General features: G+C 73.6%; 16 protein-coding genes. 9 read left to right on the forward strand and 7 right to left on the reverse strand.

All coding sequences use genetic code 11. The features are described from left to right. Positions 1–56: 56 nt before the first annotated feature. Positions 57–1,148, reverse strand: a complete 1,092-nt coding sequence (gene ppk2 / locus ACWCRA_RS34470; RefSeq protein ID WP_351558522.1) for a polyphosphate kinase 2 — start codon at positions 1,146–1,148, stop codon at positions 57–59. Positions 1,149–1,588: 440 nt separating this feature from the next. On the opposite strand from ppk2, the gene ACWCRA_RS34475 reads away from it, so the two are divergent. From ACWCRA_RS34475 to ACWCRA_RS34495, 5 genes are all read left to right on the forward strand, one after another. Continuing rightward, a complete protein-coding gene (locus ACWCRA_RS34475) occupies positions 1,589–2,380 on the forward strand; it encodes a TSUP family transporter (protein ID WP_451069391.1) in 792 nt (263 codons plus the stop codon). Positions 2,381–2,522: 142 nt separating this feature from the next. Then, positions 2,523–3,284 carry a TauD/TfdA family dioxygenase gene (locus tag ACWCRA_RS34480; RefSeq protein WP_351558526.1) on the forward strand — a complete coding sequence of 254 codons (762 nt, stop codon included), beginning with the start codon at positions 2,523–2,525 and terminating at the stop codon, positions 3,282–3,284. Between the two features lie 541 nt (positions 3,285–3,825). Then, positions 3,826–4,554 (forward strand): hypothetical protein, encoded by a 729-nt coding sequence (locus ACWCRA_RS34485; protein ID WP_351558528.1) that lies wholly within the window; start codon positions 3,826–3,828, stop codon positions 4,552–4,554. A 140-nt stretch (positions 4,555–4,694) separates the two neighbouring features. Beyond that, positions 4,695–5,402: a hypothetical protein gene (locus ACWCRA_RS34490; protein WP_451069398.1), complete on the forward strand. Its 708-nt coding sequence runs from the start codon at positions 4,695–4,697 to the stop codon at positions 5,400–5,402. Between the two features lie 373 nt (positions 5,403–5,775). Beyond that, positions 5,776–6,357, forward strand: a complete 582-nt coding sequence (locus ACWCRA_RS34495; RefSeq protein WP_351558532.1) for a snapalysin family zinc-dependent metalloprotease — start codon at positions 5,776–5,778, stop codon at positions 6,355–6,357. 363 nt (positions 6,358–6,720) lie between these two features. On the opposite strand, the gene ACWCRA_RS34500 is transcribed toward ACWCRA_RS34495, so the two are convergent. The 5 genes from ACWCRA_RS34500 to ACWCRA_RS34520 all read right to left on the reverse strand — a co-directional run bounded on the left by ACWCRA_RS34500 (position 6,721) and on the right by ACWCRA_RS34520 (position 22,856). Next, the gene (locus tag ACWCRA_RS34500; RefSeq protein WP_351558534.1) at positions 6,721–7,458 is read right to left on the reverse strand and encodes a polysaccharide deacetylase family protein; all 738 of its coding nucleotides are present in this window, start codon (positions 7,456–7,458) and stop codon (positions 6,721–6,723) included. 208 nt (positions 7,459–7,666) lie between these two features. Next, positions 7,667–8,665, reverse strand: a complete 999-nt coding sequence (locus tag ACWCRA_RS34505) for a 3-oxoacyl-ACP synthase (RefSeq protein ID WP_451069392.1) — start codon at positions 8,663–8,665, stop codon at positions 7,667–7,669. Further along, complete coding sequence (locus tag ACWCRA_RS34510; RefSeq protein WP_451069393.1) at positions 8,662–14,358, reverse strand: condensation domain-containing protein; 5,697 nt, start codon at positions 14,356–14,358, stop codon at positions 8,662–8,664. Before ACWCRA_RS34510 ends, ACWCRA_RS34505 begins: the two co-directional genes overlap by 4 nt. Before the next feature lie 69 nt (positions 14,359–14,427). Then, positions 14,428–20,946 carry an amino acid adenylation domain-containing protein gene (locus ACWCRA_RS34515; RefSeq protein ID WP_451069394.1) on the reverse strand — a complete coding sequence of 2,173 codons (6,519 nt, stop codon included), beginning with the start codon at positions 20,944–20,946 and terminating at the stop codon, positions 14,428–14,430. Positions 20,947–21,215: 269 nt separating this feature from the next. Then, positions 21,216–22,856, reverse strand: coding sequence for an APC family permease (locus ACWCRA_RS34520; protein ID WP_451069395.1), 1,641 nt, complete (start codon positions 22,854–22,856; stop codon positions 21,216–21,218). A 382-nt stretch (positions 22,857–23,238) separates the two neighbouring features. Between ACWCRA_RS34520 and ACWCRA_RS34525 the strand changes: the two genes are divergently transcribed. Next, positions 23,239–24,291: a hypothetical protein gene (locus ACWCRA_RS34525; RefSeq protein ID WP_351558542.1), complete on the forward strand. Its 1,053-nt coding sequence runs from the start codon at positions 23,239–23,241 to the stop codon at positions 24,289–24,291. A 63-nt stretch (positions 24,292–24,354) separates the two neighbouring features. On the opposite strand, the gene ACWCRA_RS34530 is transcribed toward ACWCRA_RS34525, so the two are convergent. After that, positions 24,355–25,488 (reverse strand): DUF4037 domain-containing protein, encoded by a 1,134-nt coding sequence (locus ACWCRA_RS34530; protein ID WP_451069396.1) that lies wholly within the window; start codon positions 25,486–25,488, stop codon positions 24,355–24,357. A gap of 211 nt (positions 25,489–25,699) precedes the next feature. On the opposite strand from ACWCRA_RS34530, the gene ACWCRA_RS34535 reads away from it, so the two are divergent. Genes ACWCRA_RS34535 through ACWCRA_RS34545 form a run of 3 tightly spaced genes read left to right on the forward strand, consistent with a single transcriptional unit; the run spans position 25,700 to position 26,732 of the window. Then, a complete protein-coding gene (locus ACWCRA_RS34535; protein WP_351559931.1) occupies positions 25,700–26,113 on the forward strand; it encodes a phage holin family protein in 414 nt (137 codons plus the stop codon). Further along, positions 26,110–26,469, forward strand: a complete 360-nt coding sequence (locus tag ACWCRA_RS34540; RefSeq protein ID WP_351559933.1) for a DUF3618 domain-containing protein — start codon at positions 26,110–26,112, stop codon at positions 26,467–26,469. The genes ACWCRA_RS34535 and ACWCRA_RS34540 overlap by 4 nt, the downstream gene beginning before the upstream one ends. Then, the gene (locus tag ACWCRA_RS34545; RefSeq protein WP_451069397.1) at positions 26,466–26,732 is read left to right on the forward strand and encodes a DUF4235 domain-containing protein; all 267 of its coding nucleotides are present in this window, start codon (positions 26,466–26,468) and stop codon (positions 26,730–26,732) included. Before ACWCRA_RS34540 ends, ACWCRA_RS34545 begins: the two co-directional genes overlap by 4 nt. Positions 26,733–26,881: the final 149 nt, after the last annotated feature.

Genomic DNA, 26,881 nt, shown 5'->3' on the forward strand with positions numbered 1-26,881 from the left:
CGTCGTCACGGACGGTCGCCCCCCTCCTCGGCGGGAGAGGGAACCGGGGCCGCGCGTCACCGTCCTGAGCCCGTCGCCTCGGCACCGGCCCCGGGCTCGGGGTGGTTGCCCGAGCCCCGTTCATGGGCGGCGAGCGGGGTGGGAGAGAGATCGGTCGGTGCCTCGCCGGGCTCCAGCAGGGTGTAGGCGGGCCCGATGATGTGCCGGTCGGGGGCGCCGACCGCGTCCGCGTCCTTGGCCGGGTAGTCGCAGCGCAGCAGGAGGTGCCGCATCGCCTCCAGCCGTCCGCGCCGCTTGTCGTTGTTCTTCACGACGGTCCAGGGAGCGTGCGCGGTGTCCGTGGCGCGGAACATGTCCACCTTGGCGGTGGTGTAGGCGTCCCACAGGTCCAGCGAGGCCAGGTCCGTGGGGGAGAGTTTCCAGCGCCGCACGGGGTCGACCTTGCGGATGGCGAAACGGGTGCGCTGCTCGCCGCGCGAGACGGAGAACCAGAACTTCACCAGCAGGATGCCGTCGTCGGTCAGCATCTTCTCGAAGACCGGGGCCTGGTCGAGGAAGTGCCGGTACTCCCGCGGTGTGCAGAAGCCCATGACCCGCTCGACACCGGCGCGGTTGTACCAGGAGCGGTCGAAGAAGACGATCTCGCCCGGCGACGGCAGATGGGCGACATACCGCTGGAAGTACCACTGGCCCGACTCGCGTTCGGTCGGTTTGTCCAGGGCCACCACGCGGGCGCCTCGCGGGTTGAGCCGCTCGGTGAAACGGTGGATGGCGCCGCCCTTGCCCGCCGCGTCCCGTCCCTCGCAGAGCACCACGATCCGCTGCCCGCTCTCCTTGGCCCACTTCTGGAGCTTCAGGAGTTCGATCTGAAGGACCCGCTTGCGCTGCTCGTACGCCTTCCGCGCGAGCTTGCGGTCGTACGGGTAGTTCTCCCGCCAGGTGGCGATGGCATTGCCGTCGCCGTCCAGCAGGATCGGCTGCTCCGGCCGGGCCTCGTCCACCCGGAGGCCGTGCAGAAGAGCCTCCCCGCCGCCCTCCAGGGCGTCGCCGGGGAGGGGTGCGGACGGTTTCGGCCGGTCGCCGCCGTTCTCCCGCGACTCCGCGGAGGCGCGAGCGGATCTCGGCCGGGCGTCTCTCTCGGTCGGCATGCGTCTCTTCTCCTCGGGGCCTCGCGCGCGTCGCCGCGCGCTCTCACGCCGCTACCCGCTCCCCGCGGACTCATACCTGGTCACCGGGGGTTTCCAGCACATGGCCCCACCCCACCGAGCAGGCACCTGGAGTGCGGGGCGCGCGCGGGCGGCCGGCCTCTCGGCACCGAGGGCACAGATCCGAGAAAACGGACTTGTCACCCGTAAGGGTGATGCGTTGTCCTCCGGATGAACCGGACATCCCACGGCGGCCATCCCTGTGACCGTGAAGACGAAGAACGCACTGCCCGCGGCCGTGACCGCCGCTCCCGTCGTCCCTTCTCTCCCGTCCGCCGCGCGCCCCCCTCTCCCGCCGGGTGCGCGATGACCTCCGGGGAGTCCCGGAGCGGACGCCGGCAGCCGGCTCCTCGGACCGTCCTACTCGCTGGGGGCTCGTGCTCATGGACTCGCAGACCGTGCTGGCCCTGCTGGCGGTGGCCGCGGCGGCCGGGTGGATCGACGCGGTGGTCGGGGGCGGCGGACTGCTGCAACTGCCCGCGCTGCTGATCGCCGGGGGTTCGCTCCCGGTGGCATCGGTGCTGGGCACCAACAAGCTCGCCGCGACCCTGGGCACCCTCGCGGCAGCCCTCACCTTCCGGCGCGCGTATCCGGTCTCCCGGAAGGTCGTGGCGGTCGGCGGCGGCGCGGCGGTCCTCGGTTCGGCGGGCGGGGCCGTCGCGGCCACCGCGATCTCCTCCGACTTCCTCCGGCCGCTCATCCTGCTGCTGCTGGTGGCGGTGGCCGTCTTCGTCCTGCTCCGCCCCCGGTTCGGGGCGGACGGCTCCGGGAGCGAAGGGCCCGACAGCCGGCGGCAGGCCCCCGAGCGGCGCCGGATCGCGTGGCTGGTCCTGCTGGCCGGGGGCGGGATCGGTTTCTACGACGGCCTGGTCGGACCGGGGACCGGGACCTTCCTCATCATCACCTTCACCAGCGTGCTCGGACTGGAGTTCATCCGCGCGCTCTCCACCGTGAAGATGATCAATGTGGGCACCAATCTGGGCGCGCTGCTGGTCTTCGCGTCCCAGGGGCAGGTGCTGTGGGTGCTGGGCCTCGGCATGTCCCTGTTCAACGTGGCGGGCGCGCTGGCCGGCGCGCGGATGACGATGACCCGGGGCAGCGGATTCGTCCGGTCCGTGCTGTTGATCGTGGTGGCGGTCATGGTGGTGCGGCTCGGCTGGGCCGAGTTCGCCTGAGAGGACCGATCGCGCGGCGCCGGGACGTCATCCGGAACGGGCCCGGAGGCCCGTTCCCGGACCGGTCGCACCAGAACCAGCCGGACCGGAACCGGTCGGACCAGAAGGGTCGGACCGGAGGAGCGAGACAGAGGGAGTCACCATGGCGAAGTCACCCGACAGCGTCGTTTCCTGCTTCGACGCCAACCGTCAACCACTGCCCGACGGCGTTCTGGCCTACGCCTTCCGCCAGTTGCTCGGGAACAACGGCTATGTCCAGCTCGTCGACGTCCCGGACAGCTTCGACCATGTGGCGTTCCTCAAGGGGTTGGGGGACTTCCAGCCGACGCCCACCGGCACCGTCATCGGCGACCTCAGGCCCGAGCCGGACATGGACGACGTCTACCACGCGCAGAACCGCCGCCCTCTGGTGCCCCACACCGAGGGGTACGAGTTCCATGGCGCGCCCCCGCGGTACATGGCCCTGTGGTGCGTGAGGCCCGCGTCGGGTCTCGGCGGCGAGACCACGATGCTGGACGGGAACCGGATTCTGCGGGAGTTCACCGAGGAGGAACGGAAGCGGTTCACGGAGACCGTCTACGCGTGGAAGTCGACGGAGGGTCTCGCCCGGCGCGGTGTGCGGCAGAACGCCGAGCACCCGGTGCTGGAGGAGATCGACGGCGAGCTGGTGATCCGCTTCTCCTACAACAACCTGATCGTCCCCGAGGGAGACGAGCTGACGGCTCGGCTCCTCGAACGCGGGAAGGAGATCTACGACGAGAACCACATCGCCGTGGAGTACCGGGAGCGCGACATGATCGTCTGGGACAACTGGCGGATGCTCCACTCCCGGAACGCCTTCGACGATCCGGCCCGGCACCTCAAGCGCGTCCAGATCGCCGCTCCGGCCCCGGTCCGGGACTGATCCCGCCGGGCGGTCCTGCGTACGGGCCCCACCTGGCACGGAACCCGGGGCGCGGCGGGGGGTTCGATCCGCGCCCCGGGGGCAGGCGCCCTTCCATGACGACCGGGGAAACACACCAGGCCCGCCGCAGGACGCCGGCCGCCCGTCGCGCGGACGGGTCGATCCCGTCCCCCGCCTCGGCGAACGGCACGGACAACCGGATGGGAACGACGACATGAAATGGATACTGGTGATCGTCGTTCTGATCGCTGTGGCGCTCTGGTTCCAGGCGAAGAGGAACCGCTAGCGCGGATCTGCCCACCCGGTCTCCCCCGGGTCGGCTTCCGGCCCCTCATGCGCGGTATTCGCTCCGGTCACCCCGGAGGGAATACCGCGCATTCCCGTTTCCGATTCGGCGAGAAATCACCCGTACCCGTGCCGACTCCCGCTGTATGAGCGCGATTTCCCTGGGTAGCCGGAGGTCAGCGAATCATGAGCACAGCACCTTCGGGCAGACGCGGTGGACACCATCCGTCTGTCCTTCGATGAGGAGGAAATCGTCGTGTCGTTGAAGAGGTCTGTCACCCTGGCGGTCGCGGTCTGTCTGGGCGCGGGAGCGCTGGCCGGCTGCGGAGAGAGCGGTTCGGACGAACCGTTCGAGGGGAAGAGCGCGGACAAGATCGCGGCCGACGCGGTCCAGGCGACGCGCGACGCGGCATCCGTGCGCATGGCCGGCAGCGCCAAGCAGCAGGACGGAAGCACCGTCCAGGTCGACTTCCGCGTCGACGAGCGGGACAACTGCACCGGGACCCTGTCCAGGCAGGGCGCGAAGGCGGACATCATCCAGACCGGTCAGACCGCCTATGTGAAGGGCGATGAGACGTTCTGGAAGAACACCCTGAAGGGACAGCCCGGCGCGGAGAAGGCGATGAGCAAGCTCCGGGGGAAATGGGTGAAGAGCCCGGCGAGCGAGGCCGGACTCCAGGGCATGTGTGACAAGCAGGCGTTTCTCGCCGCGATGGACGGCGACAAGTCCGAGCGCAAGGGAATGAAGAAGGGCGGGACGACCAGTGTCGGCGGAAAGGACGCCCTGACCCTGGAGAAGAAGCAGCCGGGCGGGGAGAAACTCACCCTGTCCGTCGCCACCGAGGGCGAGCCCCATATCCTCAAGTCCGTCTCCGAGGGGGGCAAGGCTCCCGGGGAAATGGTGTTCAGCGACTACGGCAAGAAGGTGGACGCCAGTGAGCCGCCGAGTGATGAGGTCGTCGACCCCGAGAAGGCCCTCCGGTAGAACCCGGCCCCCTCGGTACGTGTGACCGCGCGCCCCGGACGGCCACCGTCCGGGGCGCGCCGCTCGCCGGCCCCCGTCCACGCGTCCCGGCGGGAGCGGGTAGGTTGTCGCCGGATCGCGGAGGAGGGGACCCGGTGTCCATGCATGAGATCGAGGACCTGGTCGCGGACTCGGTCCGCGTCCTGGACAGCCGCACCGGGCCGGGCGACCCGCGCGTCCGGGACTGGTTCGCGGCGCTGTACGGCTTCCAGCGCGGGTACGACTGCTCGTTCACGCACTTCCGTGTGAGGGAGATCCTGCTGCGCCGGGGGTTCACCTACCGGTTCCCGGTCGACCGGCACCCCGATTACGCCGAGCGGGCCGCGTACTTCGACGCGGTGGCCGGGTTCACCGCTCTGCGCACCTTCGACGAGGACGACCCCGCCTTCGGGGGCTACGACTCCTGGCTGGAGGACGGCTGCGTCGAGCCGCCGTTCCTCTACTGCGACGCCGGTACCGCGCTGTGGCGGCGCATGGTCGCCGCCGGTGAACTGCGCGGCCCCGACGCCGTGCCACCCCGGCGTACCCGGCTGATCGAAGCGGTCCGGGAGGTCGCCGCGGCCGCCGAGAAGGAGCGGGACCACGAACTCGTCGGGGACTGGTACGCGTTGGGCTGCGAGACCCTCGTCGGCGGCCCCGAGGGCTGCCCCTTCGATGTCGCCGAACTCGCCGGCATGCCCGCCGTGCGGGACCTGCGCGCCGTGGTCCGCCGCACCGGCGCCCTCTCCCTCGCGCGGCGCTCTCCCTTCGCGGTTCCCGTGGAGTTCGCCGGTCACCAGGAGCTCGAAGCCTGGTGGTGGGAGCTGTGAGCCGCCCCCGGTCCGGCGGAGTGCGTGCCGTGCCGGCGGGTACGGCGGCCCGTGGGGCGTGGCGGGAATTCACTCCCCAGGTGTGGGCGGTAACGGCTTGTTGGTGACGGTGGGGGGTTGTACCGTCTGCCACGATCGCCGGTGGCGAGGAGAGGAATGGAGTGGCGTATGCCCGGCCTCGTGGAACGGGTTGGCACGTCGAGTCCCGGGGAACCGGTGCGTTTCCGTCACCGCCTCGCGCCACGCGCCCCTGGGGACGGCCGGTGGCCGGTGCCGCGCTTCCCCGGCCGGCCGCCCTCGGCCCGTCCGCGGGTGCCCCTCACCACCCGCCCGGCTCCGGTCGGAGCCGGGACCCCCATGTGAAGGGACAGCAATGCTGACCTCTATACGGCTGGCACTGGCCGGCACCGTCGTGGCGGCCACCCTCGCCACGGCACCGGCCGCGAACGCCCTCACCGCGCCGGAGCCGACCGGGACGCGGAGCGCCGCGGCCGTGGTGACCCTCCGGTACGACGACAGCCGGGCCACCGGCTGGGAGGCGGCGGTCACCGCCGGAGTCGCCTCGTGGAACACGAACGTCGACAACGTCAAGCTGGTCAGGGTCTCCCCCGGCACCCGGGCCGAGATCCAGATCGTGGCCACGAGCGGCTGGCCGCAGGCCACCCTCGGCCCGGTCCGGCCCGGAGGCCAGGTCCGGGTCGAACTCGGCAGCCAGGCGGTCACCCAGGGGCACGACAGGACACGCATCGCCGCGCACGAGATCGGGCACAGCCTGGGTCTGCCGGACACCAAGCCCGGCCCGTGCTCCCAGCTGATGTCGGGCTCCAGCGCCGGCACCAGCTGCAGGAACGCGGTGCCGAACGCGACGGAGCAGGCACGGGTCGAGTCCGCCTACGCCGGCCGCGCCGGGTCGCTGATCCCGGCCGACGGCCGCACGCTGGTGGACGCGGGCTAGGGAGTTTCTTTCGGATCGGGCCGGATCGGTGAGCGGGGTCCGGTGCCGTGGATCGCGAGGCGGAGAAGGAAGCCCACGCGGAGCGCCGGCGACGGACGACAGCGCGGCGGGGCGCGGTGCCGGGCTCGCGAGCCCGGCACGATCCGAAAGAGACGACCCAGGGTCCAACGCGGCGCGGCGGTGTCCGGCCGCCGGTTGAACGGCCGTACACCGTAGGGGAGTTCCGGCAATCCGTCCCCCGGACCGGTCGCCCCCGGACCTCCGTGACGGAACGGGCGGGGCCCGCCGCGATCCCGCGCCGGGTCCCGTCCGTGGCAGACGCCCGCTCCCCCGGACGGGCCCGGTGGGCGGGGTGCCGCTACCTCACCAGCGCGCGGCCCTGGCGTGGAAGGTCAGGCCCGGCCAGGCCTCGACCGGAGTGGCCGAGCGCACGATGCGGCCCGGGCACAGGCCGCGCGCGGCGAGCCCCTCGACGATCCCCGGGATGGCGTCGAGCGTCGTCCGCAGGCCGTCGTGGAGCAGGATGATGCCGCCCGGCCGCACCGTGAGCGCGTTCGCGACGATGGTCTCGGTGGAGATGCCGCTCCAGTCGACCGTGTCGGCCGTCCAGATCACCTCGGTCATCCCGAGCCTGGCGGCGTCCTGACGCGTCCGTGCGTCGGTGCTCCCGAACGGCGGGCGGAAGAGCGCCGGCGCGCGGCCCGTCTGCGCGCGGACGACCCGGCTGGTGTCGGCCAGCTCGGCGAACGCGGCGGGCGCGGCCAGCTCGACGAGGTTCGGGTGGGTGAACGAGTGGTTGCCGATCGCGTGGCCGGCGGCGGCGATCCGCCGGGTCCCGTCCGGGCGCGCCTGGGCCAGCGCGCCGGTCACGAAGAACGTCGCCCTGGCCCGTCCGGCCTCGCGCAGCGCGTCGAGGTACGCGGGTGTGGTCTCCGTCGGGCCGTCGTCGAAGGTGAGGGCCACATATCCCCCGGAGCACCGGCGCCCCGCGTCGGAGTCGGCCTGTGCGGTTGCCGGTGCCAGTGCGAACGATGACATCAGGGTCGCCAGGAAGGCGCCGAGCCATATCCGCGATCTGCCTCGTCTGTTCGTTCCGCTCATTCCGCGTGTCCTCTCGATCGACGAATGGGCGTGGCCGTGGCCGTGGCGGCCCGGAGCGCCCGGCCCACCCGGTGGCCGGCCCGGGGCCGTTGAACCGCCGTGCCCCGTGCCTCTCCTCCTGAGGGCCGCTCCGGCCGGACCCCATTGAACGCGAGCCGGCGGTGTCGCGGAGGGGTAATGGCGGACCCGGTCCGCGCCGGGCGACCCGCTACAGCAGATGGGTTCCGGCGCTTCCCGTGCCGTGTTCCACGAGCATCGCGCTCCACGCCGCCGCGGGGCTCATGGTGAGGACGACGGCCAGCCCTCCGTCGGGCAGCTGTCCGCGCTCGGTGGCGGTCCGGAGATTGAACAGCGCGTCGTTGGGCCCCAGGTGCCCGTTCTCGCGCAGATTGTCGGCGCAGGCGTCGGACAGCTCCACCTCCAGCGCCTCGCCGAGGACCTGGAGCGCGGCGGCCGAGAGGTTCTGCCCGATCCAGCAGGAGATCTCCCGGGAGCGCACTCCGTTGCGCTCCAGCAGCCGGGCGGTGAGCGAGGAGATCCGCTTCCTCGACTCCACCGCGAGCCGGAAGGAGTGGGCGGCCGGGTCCGTGCACTCCTCGCGCCACTGGTCCACGGGCCGGTCGCGGTAGTCGACACGGAACAGCTCCCAGTACTCTCCGCTGGTCTCCAGCAGGATGTCCCGGACCCGCAGCGGGCCGTCGCGGGAGACCAGTACCGCCTGGCCGCTGTCGCCGTTGACGGTCACCGGGTGCCGGTACCGCCGGGAGGTCACCGGTTTGCTGCCGTGCAGGACGAGGACGCGCGCGGTGTCCGGCCCGGCGGCGAGGAGACCGGCCGCGCTCAGCAGGGCCGGTACGAGCGACGCGCAGCCGAGACCGCCCACGGAGAAGGCCCGTGCGCGGTCCGCGCCGAGGATGTGCTGGAGCCGGGTGGCCTCCGATGTGGAGAGGGTGTCGGGGGCCCGGTGCTCGACGAGGATGAGGCCGTCGAGCCGGTCCGCGTCCAGCCCGGCCTCGGCGAGTGCCCGCCGGCCCGCCAGGCCCGCGAGGTCCACCGCGGACAGCTCCGGAGCGACGGCGACCCGTTCGATCCCGAGGGCGCGGCACGCGGTCCGCTCCGGACCGGTCTGCGTGTCCGTCTCGGGCAGGTCGGCCAGGGGTGCGCGGCCCGGGAGATGGGTGACGGCGGCGTGCAGCGCGAGGTTCACCGCTCCGATCCCCCTTCCAGCCGTTCGATCTGGTCCTGGTTCAGCGACACGAGGGGGAAGTCCGACGGCACGTGCCCGCCCGCGTCCGGGCCCTCGGTGTGGGCGGCCACACCCGCCAGATGGGCGGCCCAGCCCTCGCAGAGCTCGCGCATCCCGTCCTCGTCCAGCAGGTCGGGCGGGTATCCCAGGGAGAGCCGGAGCACCGGTCCGCCGGGCCCGGCGACGACGGCGGCGACCGCCTCGACGGCGTGGCCGAGCGGTGTCCGCCCGTCCGGTTCTCCCCCGGTGCCGAGCAGCGACCAGTCACCGGGGCCGCCGGGCGCCTCGGTGCCGGGACCGTCACCGCCGCCCGTGAGCCGGCCCAGGTAGTTGAAGCCGATCGACGCGGCGGGCCGTGCGGCCAGCGCCTCCCGGGTGCCGGGGTCGAGATGGCGGAGTACCCCGTACCCCACTCCGTCACCCGGTACCGCACCGAGCTGTTCCTTGACCCGTTTGACGATGTCCCCGGCGGACGGCCCGCCGGTCCGGGCCCGCGCCGTGTCGGCCGGGCCGGTGTCCAGCCGTACCGGGAAGACCGAGGTGAACCAGCCGACGGTGCGGGAGAGTTCCCAGGCGCCCGTGAGCGGCACCCGGCCGTGGCTCTCCACGTCGACCACGACCGGGCCGGTCCCGGCGCCGCGCGCGGCCCGCCACTCGGTGACGGCCGCCGCCAGGGCGGCCAGCAGCACGGTCTCGGTCCCGGTGTAGAACGCCGCCGGGACGGAGGTGAGCAGCGCGGCGGTCACCGGGGCCGGTACGGAGGCACCGACCTCCCGCCCCCGCTCCGCGGTGTCCCGCGCGGGATCGAGGGGCCGTCCGCCGGGCAGCGGCTCGCCCGGCGCGAGGACGCGCTCCCACAGGGGCAGTTGCTCCCTCCAGGACGGGGAGCCGGCCGTGGCGGCCAGCGCCCGGGACCACCGGCCGAACGGCACCGGTACCGGCTCGGGCGTCCAGGTGCGGCCGGCGGCGAGCGCGGCGCAGCATTCGGCGAGTTCGGGGATCAGTGTCCGCCAGGAGAGGAGGTCGACGGCGAGGTGGTGGGCGACGAGCAGGAGTCTGCCCCGGGCGGCCGGCCCCCGGTCCAGGTGGACGAGCTGAAGCATCACCCCGGCGCCCGGGTCGAGCCGTCCGGCCGCGGCGTGGCTCTCGCGCCGGGTCAGCTCGTCGAGCGCGGGGTCGTCGAGACCGCCGGCCGCCACCTCGGCGACCTGGGCGTTGGGGCCGGGCGCGGCGGGGTGCCGGGGGCCGGTGGGGGCCGTGTCCAGCGACCAGGTCGCCGGGTCGGCGTCCGGGCGCACCAGCCGGGCCCGGAGCATCTCGTGCCGGTCCGCCAGGGCGCGGGCCGCCTCCGCGAGGACGCCCCTGTCGAGACCGGCCGGCACCGAGACGGTCGCCGACTGGGCGAACCGGTCGGGCAGGCCGGCGCGTTCGGCCAGTTCCCGCATCACCGGGGTCAGCGGGACGCGGCCGGAGCCGCTCTCCCCGGGGTCCGCCGCCGGTGCCGGGGCGGCCGTGCCGCCGGCCACCGCCGCGAGCGCGGCCGGCGTCCGCAGTTCGAAGACCTGGCGCTGGGTCAGCACGACTCCGGCCCGCCGGGCCCGGGCCACCAGCTGGATGGAGATCACCGACTGTCCGCCGAGGGCGAAGAAGTCATCGTCGTCGGCGACCCGCTCGACCCCGATCAGATCGCGGAAGAGCCCGCGCAGGATCTCCCGTGTGTCGCCGGGCGGTGCGGGCACAGTGCGGCCGGAGGCATCCGGTGCGGGCGCCGTGTGGCCGGCGGCGGCCGGTCCGGGCTCCTCCGGTGGCCCCGCCGCCGCTGCCCCGGTCCACGGGCCCGTGGCCTCATCCGCCCCCGCCTCCTCCCCGGGGCGGGTGAGCCCCCCGATCGGCGCGCCCGGCTCGGCGAGGGCCGCCGCCGCCAGCACCGGGAACCAGCGCGCGAGCAGCTCGGCGGTGGCGCGGTCGAAGAGGGCCGTGGCGTACTCGACCTCGCCCCGCATCGGCCCGGTTCCGGAGTCCATGACCGCGAAGGAGAGATCGAACTTGGCCGTGCCCGGTACCACTCCCCCGACGTCGGTGTCCTCGTACCGGGCCAGCCCCGCGTCGCCCATCCCGCCCTCGTACTGGGGCACGTTCTGGTAGGTGTACGTCACGTCGTACAGCGGATGCCTGGCCAGGCTGCGGGGGATGCCCGCCGCGCCGATGATGGTGCCGAGCGGCACCTCCTCGTGGTCCAGGACACCCGCCACGGTCCGGGCACACCGCCGCACCAGCTCGTCGAAGGAGACACCGGGGCCGACACCGGTCCGGAACGGCGGGAGATTGTTGAAGTAGCCGACGAGGTTCTCCACATCGGGGTGGACCCGGCCCGATGTGGCGACGCCGATGACGACATCGTCGTGGCCCGACCAGAGATGGATCACCGCGTCGAGCACCGCGAGCATGGAGACGAAGGTGGTCACACCGCTGCGTCTGCTGTACTCCCGCACCCGGTCGGCGAGTTCGGTGCCGATGACGAAGGGGACCAGATCACCGGCGTACGACTGGATGTCCGGCCGGGGCCGGTCCAGCGGCAGCTCCGGGCGGGTCAGCCCGTCGAGCCGGCCGCGCCAGAACTCCAGGGCGCGCTCCAGCCGCTCACCGGAGAGCGCCGAGCGGTGCCAGACGGCGAAGTCCTGGTACTGGACGGGCAGCTCGGGCAGGTCCGGTGGGGTGCCGGTGCGGTGCGCGCGGTACAGCTCGGCGAAGTCCCGGCCGAACAGCGCGGTCGACCCGCCGTCGAAGACGATGTGGTGGAACGTCAGCACCAGGACATGGCTCTCGTCGGTGAGTCCGATGAGCACGGCCCGGAAGGGGGTGTCCGCGGTGAGGTCGAAGGGGGCCGAGACGGCCTCCCGGATCAGGGAGCGGACGCGCGGCCGGCGCCGTTCCTCCGGCATCCGGCTGACATCGACCACCGTCAGCAGGGGTTCGGGGGCCGTGGGTGTCACCCGGGGGCCGCCGTCCTCGTCGGTCACGAAGAGACAGCGCAGTGCCTCGTGCCGTTCGGCCATGGCGGTGAGCGCGTCCTGGAGGGCCCCTTGGTCCACCGGGCCGGTCAGATGCAGCGGGGCGGGGACGTTGTAGAGCGGGCTCCCCGGGTTGACCTGGTCGAGATACCACAGGGCTTCCTGGCCGAAGGAGAGCGGCAGCGGCCCGTTCCGGTCGACGCGGACGATCGGCGCCCGCGGCGCGCCGGTGGCCCGCTCCCGGGTGAGGGCGCGCAGCCGCTCCGCCAGCCCGCGGACCGTGGGGTACGTGTACAGATCGGCGAAGGTGACCTCCACCCCGAAGCTCTGCTGGAGGCGCCGCAGCAGCCCGACGCCCAGCAGCGAGGTGCCGCCGAGCATGAAGTAGTCCGATCCGGGCCCGATGCCGGGGAGATCCAGCACCTCTTCCCAGATTCCGGCGACCCTGCTCTCCGTCTCCGGCCCGCCGGGCGCCTCGGTCCCCTCCGCCGAGGGCGCCGGCCCGGCGTCTCCCCGGGCGGGGCGCGGCCGGGCCGGTGGCCGGCAGCGGCTCGGCTCGAAGGGGTAGGTGGGCGCCTCGACCCGGCGCACGGGGGTGTCGCGGTAGTGGTGCTCCCAGTCGACCGGGGCGCCGGCGGTGTAGAGCCGTCCCAGCCCCTCCAGCACACCGTCCCGGCTGCCGTCCCCGGCCAGATCGACCACGGTCAGCTCCGGTGCCTGCCGCAGGGTCTCCCGGGCGAGGACGCCACCGGGCCCCGGCTCCACCAGAACCGCCCCGTCGCGGACGAGACCGTCCACGACCCCGGTGAGCCGCTCCGGGTCGGGCGGTGCGAACACCTCCCGGCCGGCCGCCGCGACGGCGTCGGCGAGCGGCATCCTGCCCCGTACGGCGCGGACGGCCAGATTGCCCGCCCCGGAGCCGATCAGTCCGGCGTCGGTGAGGCCCAGCTCCCGGGCGACGTGGTGCAGGGCGTACTGCCGTACGACGAGCCGTCCCTCGGGGCCGGCGCCGTGTTCGAGTTCCGCGCAGCCGTCGGGCAGGGCGAACTCGGCGCGGAGCCGCGCCCAGACCCCGTCGTCGGGCAGGGCGTCGCCGGAGAGCAGCAGGACGACGCGCGAGGTCCCGGGCGCCGGCTGCCCGGGGAGCGCCGCCGACCGGAGCCGCAGCGCGAGTTCGGCGTGGGTGCGGGCGGTGACGGCCAGCCGGTACGGATGGTCGTCGCGCCCCCGGTTGAGCACATGCGCGACCGCCCGCACCGGCTGGTCGGTGTGTTCGGCGAAGTCCGCCAGCCGCAGCCGGTAGCGGTCCAGGGCCCGTGCCGACCGGGCGGAGACGGTGACCAGCTCGGGGCCCGGATCGGCGGCCGGCTCGCCGGGCGGGACGGCCGGTGCCTCCTCCAGTACGGCGTGCGCGTTGGTGCCCGTGAGACCCCAGCTGCTCACCCCGGCCCGGCGGGGCCCGGTGTCCCCGCGCGGCCAGGGGCGGGCCTCGGTGTTCACATACACCGGTCCGCCGAAGTCGATGAGCGGGTTGGGGGTGGTGAAGTTGACGGCCGGGTAGTGGGTGCCGTAGCGCAGCGCCGTCATGGCCTTGAACAGTCCGGCGATACCGGCCGCGTTGCCCAGGTGTCCGATGCCCGCCTTGACGGAGCCGATCGCGCAGTGCGGGCCGGTCACACCCGCCTCGGCGAACGCCAGGCGCAGCGCCTCCACCTCCACCACGTCGCCGAGCGGGGTGCCCGAGCCATGGCATTCGATGGAACCGATCGTCGCCGCCTCGACACCGGCGTCCCGCCAGGCGCCGGCGATGACGCTCGCCTGACCGGTCTGGCTGGGGGCGGCCATGCTGGCGGCCCGGAAGCCGTTGTGGTTGACGGCGATGCCCTTCAGCACGGCCAGGACCCGGTCCCCGTCGGCGAGGGCCTCCGAGAGCAGCTTCACCAGCACGACCCCGCCGCCCTCCCCGGCGGCCAGGCCGTTGGCACCGGCGTCGAAGGGGCGGCAGCGCTCGTCGCCCGACTCCAGCCCCGGCAGCGGGGACCAGTCGGCGTGGCGGATCAGCACGGGGAACACATTGACGCCGCCCACGACCGCGAGGGGGACGCGGCGGGCGCGCAGTTGCTCCACGGCCAGGCCCAGCGCCGTCAGACCGCTGCTGCACGCGGTGTCCACCACCAGGGCGGGCCCCCGGAAGTCGAAGAGGTAGCTGATCCGGGCGGCGAGGGCGGCCGTGGAGGTGCCGAGCATCGTCAGCAGATCGCGGTCGCCGCCCGCCCCGGAGCCGGGGTTGACCGCCGCGAGCAGCACGGCCGTGGCACTGTCGCGCAGCGCCCGGGTGGCGTATCCGGCGGACTCGACGGCCTGGTGGGTCAGATGGAGCAGAATGCGCTGGTGCGGGTCCATCAGCTCCGCCTCACGGGCCGTGAGACCGAAGAGTTCGTGGTCGAAGAGATCGATCTGGTCCAGGTAGCCCATGCCGAGATAGCGCTCGCCGGGCTCGTCGCCGCTGGAGCGGACCCGCTCGGCGCCCGGGCCGCCGACCGATTCCCGTCCGGAGGTCAGATGGGTGTGGAAGGTCTCCAGATTCTTCGCACCGGGGAAGATCCCGGCCGCCCCGATGATCGCGACATCGTCCTTCCGCATGGTGGTCTCTCCGATGCTCGAAGTGGATCGGTGTCCCGGCCGGTCACCGGCCGGGTTCTCCGTGCGGGCCTACAGCTCGTGGCTGTGCTCGTCGCCGTGGCCGGGCGGGGGGCGGTGGGCGTCGACGGTCCTGGCCATCGCCTCGATGGTCGAGTGCTCGAAGAACAGCGCCACGGGCAGCTCCCGTCCGCTGAGCCGGGCGAGGTCCTTGCGCACGGCCAGCAGCGACAGCGAGGTGCCGCCGCAGTCGAAGAACTTCTCCCGCGTCCCGAACGTCCGCTCCCCGAGGACCCGGCACCAGATCCGGTGGACGGCCCGCTCGGTCCCGGTGCGCGGCCCGCGCTCGCCCGCCGGCCGGTCCGGCCGGGGCGGGGGCAGCGCGGCTCTGTCGACCTTGCCGTTCGGTGTCAGCGGCAGCGCGTCGAGCGTCACCACGGCGGCCGGGACCATGGGCGCGGGCAGGGCCTCGGCCAGATGGTCGCGCAGCGCCCGCCCGTCGAGATCCGGGTCGCGGGGTACGGCGTAGGCCACCAGCCTCCGGTCGCCGGGGCGGTCCTCGCGCAGGATCACCGCGGCGCCCCGCACCCCGGGGTGGGCGCCGAGCACGGCGGCGACCTCCTCGGGCTCGACCCGGAAGCCCCTGATCTTGACCTGGTCGTCCGCGCGTCCCCGGAACATCAGCAGACCGTCCGCCGTCCAGGAGGCCAGGTCCCCGGTCCGGTACATCCGTCCGCCCGGCTCGTCGCCGAAGGGGCAGGCGACGAAGCGCTCGGCGGTCAGGTCCGGCCGGTGGGCGTAGCCGCGGGCCAGGCCCGCCCCGGCCAGATGGACCTCGCCGGTCGAACCGGGCGGGACCGGGCGCAGCGCGCGGTCGAGGACGTACACCCGGACGTTGGGGAGCGGACGGCCGATCGGCGGCGGGCGGTCCGGCGGGACGGTGTCCGGGTCGAGCCGCACAGCGGTGGCGATCACGGTCGCCTCGGTCGGGCCGTAGGTGTTCCACAGGTCCGCCCCCGCTCTCCAGCGGGCGGCCAGATCCGCGTCGAGGCGCTCGGCGCCCAGCACCCAGCGGCGGATTCCCGGCACGGAAGCGGGCTCCAGCGCGCTCAGCAGCGACGGCACCACGCTCGCCACGCGCGCGCCGCTGGTGCGGATCATCCGGGCCAGCGCCTCGGGCTCGGCGCGTTCCTCCTCGGTGGCGAGGGCCAGGGTGCCGCCGGCCGCGAGGGTGACCACCACGTCCAGCACGGCCGCGTCGAAGCTCAGGGACGCGAACTGCAGGGTCACCACGCCGGGGGCGGCTCCCAGTACCGGCCGCATCGCGTTCGCGAGGTTCAGCACACCTCGGTGGGGGACGGCCACTCCCTTGGGGCGGCCGGTGGAGCCCGATGTGTAGATCACATAGGCCAGTTGCCCCGGTGTCGGGGGCCTCGGTGACGGCAGGGGCGCACCGGCACCCAGGGTCTCCGGTCCCGGTCCCGGCTCATCGGTTTCAGGGGCGGTCGCGCCCTCCGGGACCACCGTCCGCGCCGTGCCGAACGCGCCGGCGGCGAGGGTGGCCGGGACCGCGACGACGACGGCCGCGCCGCTGTCGGCGAGGATGTGCCGGAGCCGGGCGGCCGGGTACTCCGGATCGAGCGGCACATACGCGCCGCCGGCCTTCCAGACGGCGAGCATCCCGGTGACCAGGTCCACCCCGCGCGGCAGACACAGACCCACCAGGGTCTCCGGCCCCACCCCGGCGCCGGTCAGCCGGCGGGCCAGCCGGCCGGCCCGCCGGTCCAGTTCCGCGTACGAGACCTCATCGGCGCCGCAGCGCACCGCCACGGCCGACGGGGCCCGTGCCACCCGGGCCGCGAACTGATCCAGCACGGTGCCGGGCGGGACGGGACGGGCGGTGTCGTTCCAGCGGGTGAGCATCCGGGAACGCTCGGCGGCGTCCAGGATGCCGAGGTCCGCGAGCCGGGTCCGGGGTTCGGCCGCGACCTGCGCGAGCACCCGTCCCAGCCGGTCCAGCAGCGCCCGCGCGGTCTCCGCGTCGAACAGCGCCTTCGCGTACTCCAGATGGACGGCGAGCCCCTCGGGCGCGCCGTCGGGCCCGTGGAGTTCGCGGGCCATCACCGACAGGTCGAACTTGGACCAGGACCCCTCGAAGTGTTCGAAGCCGACGGTCAGCCCGGGGAAGGCCGCCTCGGGCTCGGGGGTGTTGTGGAAGGTGAAGCCGATCTGGAACAGGGACTGACGGCCGGGCGACCGGTCGGGGTTGAGCACCTCCACCAGCCGGTCGAACGGCAGGTCCTGGTGGTGGTAGGCGTCGAGGTCCGCCTCGCGGACCCGGCCCACCAGCTCGGTGAACGAGGGGTTGCCGCCGGTGTCGGTCCGCAGCACCAGGGTGTTGAGGAAGTAGCCGACCAGATCGTTGAGCACCTCGTCCACCCGGCCCGCGACCGGTACGCCGAGGGGGATGTCGTCGCCCGCGCCCAGCCGGGAGAGCAGCGCGGCGACGGCGGCCTGGGTCACCATCGACACGGTGGCGTCGCACTGCCGGGCGATCGCCAGCAGTCCCCGGTGGGTCACCGCGTCGGTGCGCGCCGTCAGCAGCCCGCCCCGGCGGTCCGCCACCGCCGGCCGCCGCCGGTCGTACGGGAGGTCGAGCCCGGCCGGCAGCTCCGCCAGCGCGCGCGTCCAGTAGGCGAGCTGACGGCCCAGCAGGCTCTGCGGGTCGTTCTCGTCCCCCAGCAGTTCCTGCTGCCAGGAGGCGAAGTCCGCGTACCGCACGGGCAGGGGTGTCCAGGCCGGGGCGCGGCCCCGGGACCGGGCGGTGTAGGCGAGGGAGAGATCGCGGAGCAGGATGCCGAGCGACCAGCCGTCGACGACGATGTGGTGCAGCACCACGAGGAGGACGTGCTCGCCGGGCGCGACGGCGAAGAGGGTGGCGCGCCACGGCGGCCCGGCCTCCAGGTCGAATCCCCGGTCGGCCTCGGCGGCCAGTGCCCGGCGCAGCCCGTCCTCGTCGGTGTCCACCCTGGCGACGGGTGCGCCGGTGTCGTCCAGTACCTGCTGGTACGGGGTGCCGTCGGCCTCTCCGTACCCGGTGCGCAGCACCTCGTGCCGGCCGACGGTGTCGCGCCAGGCGGCCTCCAGCGCCGGGATGTCCAGCGGGCCGCCGAGCCGGAGGCAGAGGGTCATGTTGTGGGAGCCGTCGGGGCCCGTGAGCCGGTCGGTGAACCACATCCGCCGCTGTCCCGCCGACATCGGCACCCGCGCGGGCCGCTCGGCCCGGACCACGGCGGGGCGGACCTCGGCGAGTCCGTCCAGCCGCCGCGAGAGCGCGGCGGGGGTGGGGAACTCGAACACCGTGCGGCTGGAGACCTCGGCGCCCAGCGCGGCGCGGATGCGCCCGGTCAGCCGGATCGTGAGCAGGGAATCGCCCCCGGCGCGGAAGAAGTCGTCGTCGGGGCCGACCCGGGGGACGTCCAGCACCTCGGCGAAGAGGGAGCACAGCAGCTCGCGCCGGGGGGAGGTGTCCGGGTGGGGCCGCGCGGTGGCGGGCTCGGCCGGTGCGGGGAGCGCCGCCCGGTCGACCTTGCCGTTCGCCGTGAGCGGCAGCCGGTCCAGCACGACGGTGGCGGACGGCAGCATGGGGGCGGGCAGCCGCCCGGCCGCGTACCGGTCCACGGCGGCACCGGGCGGAGAACCGGGGTCCTCGGGCACGACATACGCGACCAGCCGCTTGTTGCCCGCCCGGTCGGCGCGGACGGCGACCGCCGCCTGGGCGACGCCGGGGCAGCGCGCCAGCACGGCGGCGACCTCGTCCGGTTCGACGCGGTGGCCATTGATCTTGACCTGGTCGTCGGTCCGGCCGTGGAAGACCAGCCGGCCGTCGGCGTCCCACGAGACCAGGTCGCCGGTCCGGTACATCCGGGAGCCCGGGAGGCCGCCGAAGGGGGAGGCGACGAAGCGTTCCGCGGTGAGCGCTCGCTGCCCGTGGTAGCCCCGGGCGAGCCCGGTTCCGGTGATGTAGAGCTCGCCGGGGACGCCGGCGGGCACGGGGCGCAGGGCGCGGTCGAGGACATGGAGGCCGGCGCCGGCCCTCGGGCCGCCGAGCGGGAGCGCGGCGGGCGGGGAGGCGCCCGCGGGGAGGGTGTGGACGGTGGCGCAGAGGGTGGTCTCGGTGGGCCCGTACAGATGGCGCACCTCCAGTTCCGGGCAGGCCGCGAGCACCTGGGCCACGGACTCCGCGGGCACCACGTCGCCGCCGGTGAGGACATGGCGCAGCCCGGTCAGGCAGTGCGGGGACTCCTGGGCCAGCACCCGGAAGAGACCGGCCGTCAGATGGAGGGAGGTGAGTTCCGCCTCGGCGATCAGGCCGGTCAGCAGATCCGGGTCGGGCGTGCCGCCGGGGGCCACCACGACGCAGCCGCCGCTGAGCAGCGGCACCCAGATCTCCAGGGTGGCGGCGTCGAAGGTGTGCGGGGCGTGGAAGAGCATCCGGCCGGTGGCGGCACCGCCCCAGCAGGGGTCGGCCGCGAGGGCGGCGACGGCGCCGTGGGTGACGGTGACGCCCTTGGGCCGGCCGGTGGAGCCGGAGGTGTACAGCACGGAGAACGCCGAGTCCGGTGAGACATGGGCCGCGAGGGGGGTGTCGTCGGGGGCCGGGCGTGCCTCCGCCGCGACGGGGGTGTCGTCCGGGGCCGCGGGGGCGTCCGGAAGCGCGGGTGCGTCCTCGGCGGCGAGGGCGTCCGGGGCGGTGGACCGGCGCGCCGCCGGTTCCGGGTGACCGCCGTCCGCGCCCGCGCCCGTGTCTCCGGCTCCGGCTCCGGCTCCGGCTCCGGCTCCGGCTCCGGCTCCGGCTCCGGCCATGGTCCCGTCCTCCGCCCTCGCGTCGGAGAAGAGGTGCGCGAGCGTGTCGGCGGTGACCGCGAGAACCGCCTCGGCGTCCTCCCGGAGGAACGCGGTCCGCTCGGCCGGGCCGTCGGGATCGAGGGGGACGAAGGACGCGCCGGCCCTGGCGACGGCGAGGAGCGTCATCAGCAGCTCCGCCGACCGGGGCAGGCTCACGATCACCCGGTCCCCGGCGGTCACCCCCCGGGCCCGCAGACACCGGGCGGCGCGGTCCACCTCCGCGTCCAGCTCCGCGTAGGTCCAGCGCGCCGGCCCGGAGACGAGGGCGGGCCGGTCCCCGAAGCGCCGCACCGCCCTCGCGAAGCTCTCGTTCACGGTGGTGGCGGGCGGTGCGGGCGCGCCCAGATTGACCCCCGACGTCAGCCGCCGGCGCTCCCCCTCCAGCATCACATCGACCTCGCCCACCGGCACCGAGGTGTCCCGCGCGAACTGCTCCAGCACCCGGGCGAGCCGGGCGGCCAGGGTCCGGGCCCCGGCGCGGTCCAGCAGATCGGGCCGGTAGGTCAGCCGGTGGTCGCCGGACATCGCGTTGAGCACGAGGGGGTAGTGGGCGGCGTCGCGGCCCGTCACCTCCAGCAGCCGCACCCCGCCCCCGACGTCCCGGGCGCTGGACGGACCGACGTCCGCCAGATCCCTGGGGAAGTTCTGGACGACGACCAGGGTGTCGAACAGCTCGCGGCTGCCGGAGAGCTGCTGGATCTCCGAGAGGCTCAGATGCTCATGGGTGAGCAGTGCGGCCTGCTGGTCGAACATGCGCATGAGGAAACGTTTCAGCGTTTCGCTGTCGTCCCAGCGCACCCGCACCGGGACGGTGTTGACGAACATGCCGACCATGCCCTCGATGCCCGGTACCGCCGGGGGCCGGCCGGAGACGGTGGCTCCCAGCACCACGTCCTCACGGCCGGTCAGCCGGCCCAGCAGCAGCGCCCACGCGCCCCGGATCAGGGTGCTCGTCGTCACCCCCGACTCCCGCGCCCGCAGATCGAGCCCCCCGGCCACCGCCGCCGGGAGACCCACCGGCACACCGACGGGGTCCACGGGCGCGCGGGTCCCCTTGCCGGGCGCGATCAGTGAGGGCTCCGCGCCCGAGAGCACTCCCCGCCAGGCCGTGGCGGCGGCGTCCCGGTCCCGGCCCGCCAGCCAGGAGAGATAGGCGGAGTAGGGGGCCACCGGCGGCAGCGCGTTCTCCCGGCACCCGTTCTCGTACAGGGTGATCCATTCACGCAGAAGGATCGAGAGCGACCATCCGTCGCAGAGAATGTGATGCATCGCGAGCACGATCCGGTAATTCTCGGGACCGAGGCGAAGGGCGATCACCCGGAACAGCGGGGGCTCCGCGAGATCGAATCGGCGGAGCCACTCCGCGCTCAGCACCTCGCGCAGTTCCGCGTCGCCGGCGCCGGAGAGATCGACATCCGTCCAGGGAACCCGGACCTCTCGCAGAACAATCTGCACGGCATCCGCCGACGCCACGGACCGGAAGCCCGCCCGCAGGGGTGCGTGCCGGTGCGCCAGCACCCGGAGCGCCTCCCTCAACAGGGCGGTGTCCAGGGGACCCTCGAAGTGCAGGGTCGTCTGGCTCCGATAGACGTCCGTGGCCTCCGGGTCGTAACCGGAATGGAAAAACATTCCCTTCTGCATGGCTGTCAGCGGCCAGATATCGGCTATCTCGGACTTCCCCATGCATGGCCTCCAGCCCCGGGCCGGTCTCCGCGCAGAAACGAGAGGATCACTCTATCGGGAAATGGTCCGTCGCCCTGCTTGTCCAACTGTGGAAAACGGACGCCGCGATGATATTCCGCGGCGCGGTGCGCGGAAGGCGGTCCGGCCCCGCGGAGAATTCCGCCGGCCCGGCGGAGATCCGTCCGGCCGGATTCCGGCGGGGCGCGTGCGCACACCGCTCCGAAGGCCGGGGGCCGGCGGCCGGGCGGGAGACGGGGGAGCCCCGGGCGTCAGCGGCCGGGCGGGACATCGACCGAGCCGATGTACTCCTGGGTCTCCTCGTCCGGGAGCCGGACGGCCAGCGCCCAGAAGTAGACCAGCAGGCTGAACGCGGCGATGATCGCCATGTCCCACCACAGGGGAATGGCGCCGGTCGCACCGCAGGACACCTTCGACGCCGGTCCACCGCTGCAGTAGCCGCCCTGCCAGGAGATCAGGCCGAGGCCCGCCAGATACACCGGCAGCCACTGGGCCGAGCGCCAGTCCGGGTGCGGGACCCTCGGGTTGAGCCCGAGCAGCGCGGAGGCGCCCAGCAGCAGATAGCCGAGGACGATCGCCAGGCCGAGCCGCCAGAGGGTGTCCCAGCCCGTCCAGTAGATGAGGAGGTTGGCGACGATGAAGGCGACGGGAGCCCAGAAGAGACCGCCGGGGAGACGGTACGGACGGTGCCGGTCCGGGTCCTGCTCGCGCAGACACCCGAGGGCGAGCGGCGCGCCCGCGTACATCAGCACACTCGCCGAGGTGACGAAGCCGACCAGCTTCTGCCAGGTGGGGAAGGGCAGGAAGACGATGAGGCCGACGAGGAAGGCGAAGAGCAGGCTGAACCAGGGAACCCCGCGCGCCGTCGTCCGTTCGAAGACCGCGGGCACATAGCCGTTGCGGGAGAGGCCGTACGACACCCGGGAGGCCGCGGTGGTGTAGATCAGACCGGTGCCGGTCGGCGAGACGATCGCGTCGACGTAGATCAGCGCGGCGAGCCAGCCGAGCCCGGCGGACAGGGCGAGCCCGGCGAACGGTCCCGCCTTGTCGGCGAAGGTCAGATCGGCCCAGCCGTGGGCGAAGGAACTCGGTGGCAGGGCCCCGATGAAGACCACCTGGAGCGCCAGATAGACCAGGGCGCCGATGAGGATGGAGCCGATCACCGCGCGCGGGATGTCCCGTGCCGGGTTGCGGCTCTCCCCCGCCAGCTGGTCCGCCTGTTCGAATCCGAGGAGCGCGAAGATGATGCCGCTGGTGCTGACGGCGGAGAGCACCCCCTCGACACCGAACGGGGCGAAGCCCTGGTGACCGAAGTTGCTCCCGTGGAAGGCGGTCCCCGCCAGGACGGCGATGACGAGCACGGGGATGGCGACCTTCCACCAGGTGGCCACGCTGTTGGTGTGGGCGAGCCAGCGGATGCCGAAGAAGTTGACGAGGACGAAGAAGGCCATGAAGGCGACGGCCAGCCCGTATCCGGCGGCGGTGAGCCGGTTCTCGTCCGTCTGGACCCAGGGGGCGTGGACGCTGAGGTAGTTCAGCGAGGCCATGACCTCGATCGGCGCCGTGGCGACGGCCTGGAGCCAGGAGAACCAGCCGAAGGAGGCCCCGGCGACGCTGCCGAAGGCGTAGTGCGGGAAGCGCGCGGTGCCGCCCGCGACCGGGTACATGGCCCCCAGCTCCGCGTGGACGAACGCCAGCACGGTGATCGCGAGGGCCCCGATCCCCCAGGAGACGAGGGAGGCCGTCCCGGCCGCCTGCGCCGCGAAGAGCGCGCCGAACAGCCAGCCGGAGCCGATGATGGACCCCACGGAGGTCCAGATGAGCCCGATCAGGCCGATGTCTCGCCTCAGCCCCGGCTTCCGGGACGGTTCGGGTGCGGCCGACGTCGGCATCTGACAGGCAACCTCGCTCCGGTTCCAAGGGACACGCGGCCGCTCCTACAGCTCAGCCTGCGCCTTCTCCTTATCCCGGCGGCGGCCAGGCCATTCCGGTACGACGAGAGTTGCCCCGAACGGAGGGGGCGGAGTGCTCCGTACCAGGGGCTGCGGGGAGCCCGGCCTCCCGGAGGCCCCCGCAGGCGGCGCGGAGGGCCCGGCCGCACCGCGCCGAAACCGGCAAGGGCCCCGCACCGTCCCCTCCCCCGCGAGGCGGTGGCGGTTCGGAGCGAGAGGGACCGCACGCCGGCCCTCGCGTCACCGCGACGGCCGAGGCACCACAGTGACCGGGCGCGAGTCCAGTGGCGGGGGTGTCGGGCAGGAGTGTCTAATACCCGACATGTCAACGATAATACGTAAGCTGGGCGCGGCCGCCGTCGCCGTACTGCTCGTTCCGTTCTGGGCCGTTGAGGCACAGGCGGGTACCGGTCCGGTGAGCAGGATCAGCCCCACCTCCGATGTGACCATCCCCCGCGGCACCACGGTCGAACTCGCGAGACACACCCTGACGCTCGCCGCGGGCGAGAAGAGACATCTGCGGAGCCGGCTGGAGGCCACCAGCTCGACCACGAAGATCGTGGGGATGACCAGCCGGATCAAATGCGTGAACTCCACGGGCCAGACCGTCGGGAGGATCGCGGCGTCGGCGCGCAACCACGAGGGGTACGACACCACCTCGTACGCGGTCGACGGGCACCTCCCCATCCTCACCGACCAGTTGCTCACCGCCCCCGCGGCGGGCACCTACACCTGCTATCTCTACGGCTCCGCCTACTCCTCCATACCCGACCCGTACCACCTGACCGCGGTCGCGAGCGGTACCTGGCTGGAGACCACCACCACCGACCAGGCGGGTGCCCGCTGGTGGGAGAACCCCAACTGCGAGAGCGACGGCTCCGGAAGCTGCACCTATGTCGGCGCCGGCGCGGCCGACGACGCGTGGGTCTTCTACAACGACGGCACCCCGGTGCACAAGTGGCAGCCGCACCCCGCCGCGACCTCGGTCAGCGCGCAGGCCAACGTCGAGCTGACCACCTGTCCCACCGGGAGCCGGTCCTGTTCGGCGGGGATGGGGAAGTTCCCGAGGGGCACGAACGCGGTGGTGGACATGCGTCTGGACTTCATCCAGCTCACCTCGACGGGGCACACCTGTGTCACCAACTCCACCACGCTCTCCCGCAAGACGATCAGCGATGACGCGCACCACTACGTCACCTACTTCTCCCTGCCGGATGTGCCCGTCTCGGCCGGCTGCGACTCCCGCGACTTCATCATGCGGGTCTATGTGAAGCATGTGTCGGGACAGACGGTGAAGATCGACGGGGTGCAGCAGCCCGACCCCGCCCTCTCCGGGACGTCGCTGACGAACGGCATCGCGTTCAACAACGTCTGACCGACGGCCGCCGGGGGCGGGTGCCCGCCCCGGCGGCGCCGGGCGGCGGCCCCGGCCGGACGCTCAGCCGCCGGGCCCCCGGTGGGTCACGGAGCGTTCGACCGCGGCCGCGACGGCCGCGGTGGTGGCGGATCGCTGGAGCAGATCGGTGCTGTCCGCCCACTGGTCCACCGCTCCCACCGGCGGCAGCGCGCGAAGGACCGGGTCCGTGACCGTGCGCGCGAGCGCCCGCGCGAAACGGTCGGCGCGCAGGACCAGGAAGGGGCGCACGTGGTAGGGCCGCCGGAGCGGGTCCAGGGGCGCGGTGAGCCCCGAGGCGTTCTGGAGGGAGGCGACGGTCTCGTAGGCGTCGCACAGCCGCGCCTCCCGGCTCGGGTGGTCGGTCGCCGCCAGCGCACCGCGCAGCGCGGGCGTGAGCGTCACGGCCACCGGCAGCCGGGCGAAGGCGCTGCCGAGCCACTTGCTGTACGGGGCGTACCGCCGCTCCAGCAGCAGGCACAGCCGCATCAGCTCCCGCACCTGCCGGGCGGCCACGACGGCCGCGCCGAGGTCGTCCCCCGCCTCGGCGCAGCGTCCGGCGAACGCCTCCTCCTGGGAGACGCGCTGCCACTGGCAGGCCAGCAGATACCGCCACACCTGTTCCGGGTACCACTCCAGCGCGCGCCGGACGCGGGTGAGGGTGCCGGGGTCGTCGTGGAACACCGCGCCGCCGGTGATCTCGGCGAGCCGCTGCTGGGGCATCGCCAGCCACTGGCGGACATCGATCCGCTCGGCGGCCGTCCGCTGGCCCAGCCGCTCGGCCAGCCAGGCGTCCGGGTCGTGCACACCCACACGGTGGCTGACCGGGCCGTCGGTCGCCTCCATGTAGCCGACCGGATCGAGCGGGTCGTCGCTCCGCCGGAAGTGGGTGGGCCAGCCGCGGACCCGTTTGGGCAGCCGCTCGGCCAGGACGCGGTGGATCTCCGCTCCGTGCTCGGCGCGGTCGGCGGCCGGCAGGAAGATCTGCAGGCGCGGACCCCAGTCGTGATCCGCCGACCTCGGTGTGTCGAAACCCAGCACCTCGGAACCCTCGCCGATCCGGGCCGCCGCGTACCGGAGCCGGGGGAAGGCGTCCCGGAGGATCGGCCGCACCGCCTCCTCGTACAGCACCCTGGACAGCTCGATGCCGGGCAGGAACGCGGGACTTGAGAGGCTCATGGTCCCACCGTGCCGGATCTCCGCCGTCCGGCGCGACGGGATTTCCCGGGGCGCGGGACGGCGGCGCGACGGGATTTCCCGGGGCGCGGGCGCGGATGCCCATGGGGCCGGGGCGGCGGGAAACCGACCGTGATCTGCGGGTCCGGGGTCGCATGGGGTGGCGCGCCCCGGGTACGCGGGGGCACAGAGCGAGCACGGAAAGGTGGTGCGTATGGACAGGTCACCGGAGCCCCCGCCCGCTTCCGGGGAATCCGTCGGCGAGCTGGTCAACCGGGCGTCCGACCAGTTCTCCCGGCTGGTGCGCCAGGAGCTGGCCCTGGCGCGGGCGGAGATGAGGGAGAAGGGCAGAAGGCTGGGGCGGGGCGGCGGGCTGTACGGAGGCGCGGGGCTCGTCGCGGTCCTGGCGCTCCAGGCGCTGGTGGCCACCGCCGTCATCGCTCTCGGGCTTCTCTGGCCGCTGTGGCTGTCCGCCCTGGTGATCACGCTGGTGCTGTTCGCGATCGCCGGTGCTCTCGCCGCCGCGGGCAGAAGGGAAGTCAGCCGGGCGGCCCCGCCCGTACCGCGACGGGCCGCCGGCAACGTGAAGGCCGACATCACCCAGATCAAGGAGAGCGCACACCGATGACCGACAACGCCCCCACCGGACAGGACTCGACGCCCGACGAGCTGCGCGACCAGGCCCGGGCCACCCGCGAGGAGCTCGGGCACACGGTCGAGGAGCTGGCGGCGAAAGCCGATCTCACCGCACAGGCCCAGGAGCGGGCGGAGATGGTGAAGCAGCAGGTCCAGGAGACAGCGGCACAGGTCCAGGAGACGGCCGCGCAGGCCTGGGCGACGGCACGGGACAGGACGCCCGAGCCCGTCCGGGCACGGGCCGCGCAGGCGGCCACCACGGCGAACGAGAACCGCGGCCTGGTCATCGGCACGGTCGCCGCGCTCGCCCTCGTCCTTGTCGTCTGCCGGAAGCGGAGCCGGCGATGAAGGCCTCCACCCTCGCCTACAAGCCCGTCGGGACGGTGCTGGGAATCGCCGGCGGCATGCTCGCCGGAGCGGTGTTCCAGCAGGTCTGGAAGAGACTGGGCCACGAGGACGAGGCACCCGGCGCCACCGACCGGGACCGCGCCTGGGGTGAGGTGCTGCTGGCCGCCGCGATCCAGGGCGCGGTGTTCTCCACCGTCCGGGCCGCGGTCGACCGGGGCGGAGCAACCGCCGTCCACCGTCTGTCCGGCACCTGGCCCGGATAGCCTCCCGCCCCCGGCCGGCAGCCGAGAGGCCCGGTCCCCCGGTGAATCACCGGGCATTGCCTCCGTCGCCGTTCGAAGCGGGCCCGGTCGCGGGTACGTACTGGGTAGCCCGCCGCCGACAGCGGAGGCGGGCACCCGAGGGCGGGGGA

The sequence above is a fragment of the Streptomyces sp. NPDC001889 genome (assembly GCF_053594535.1).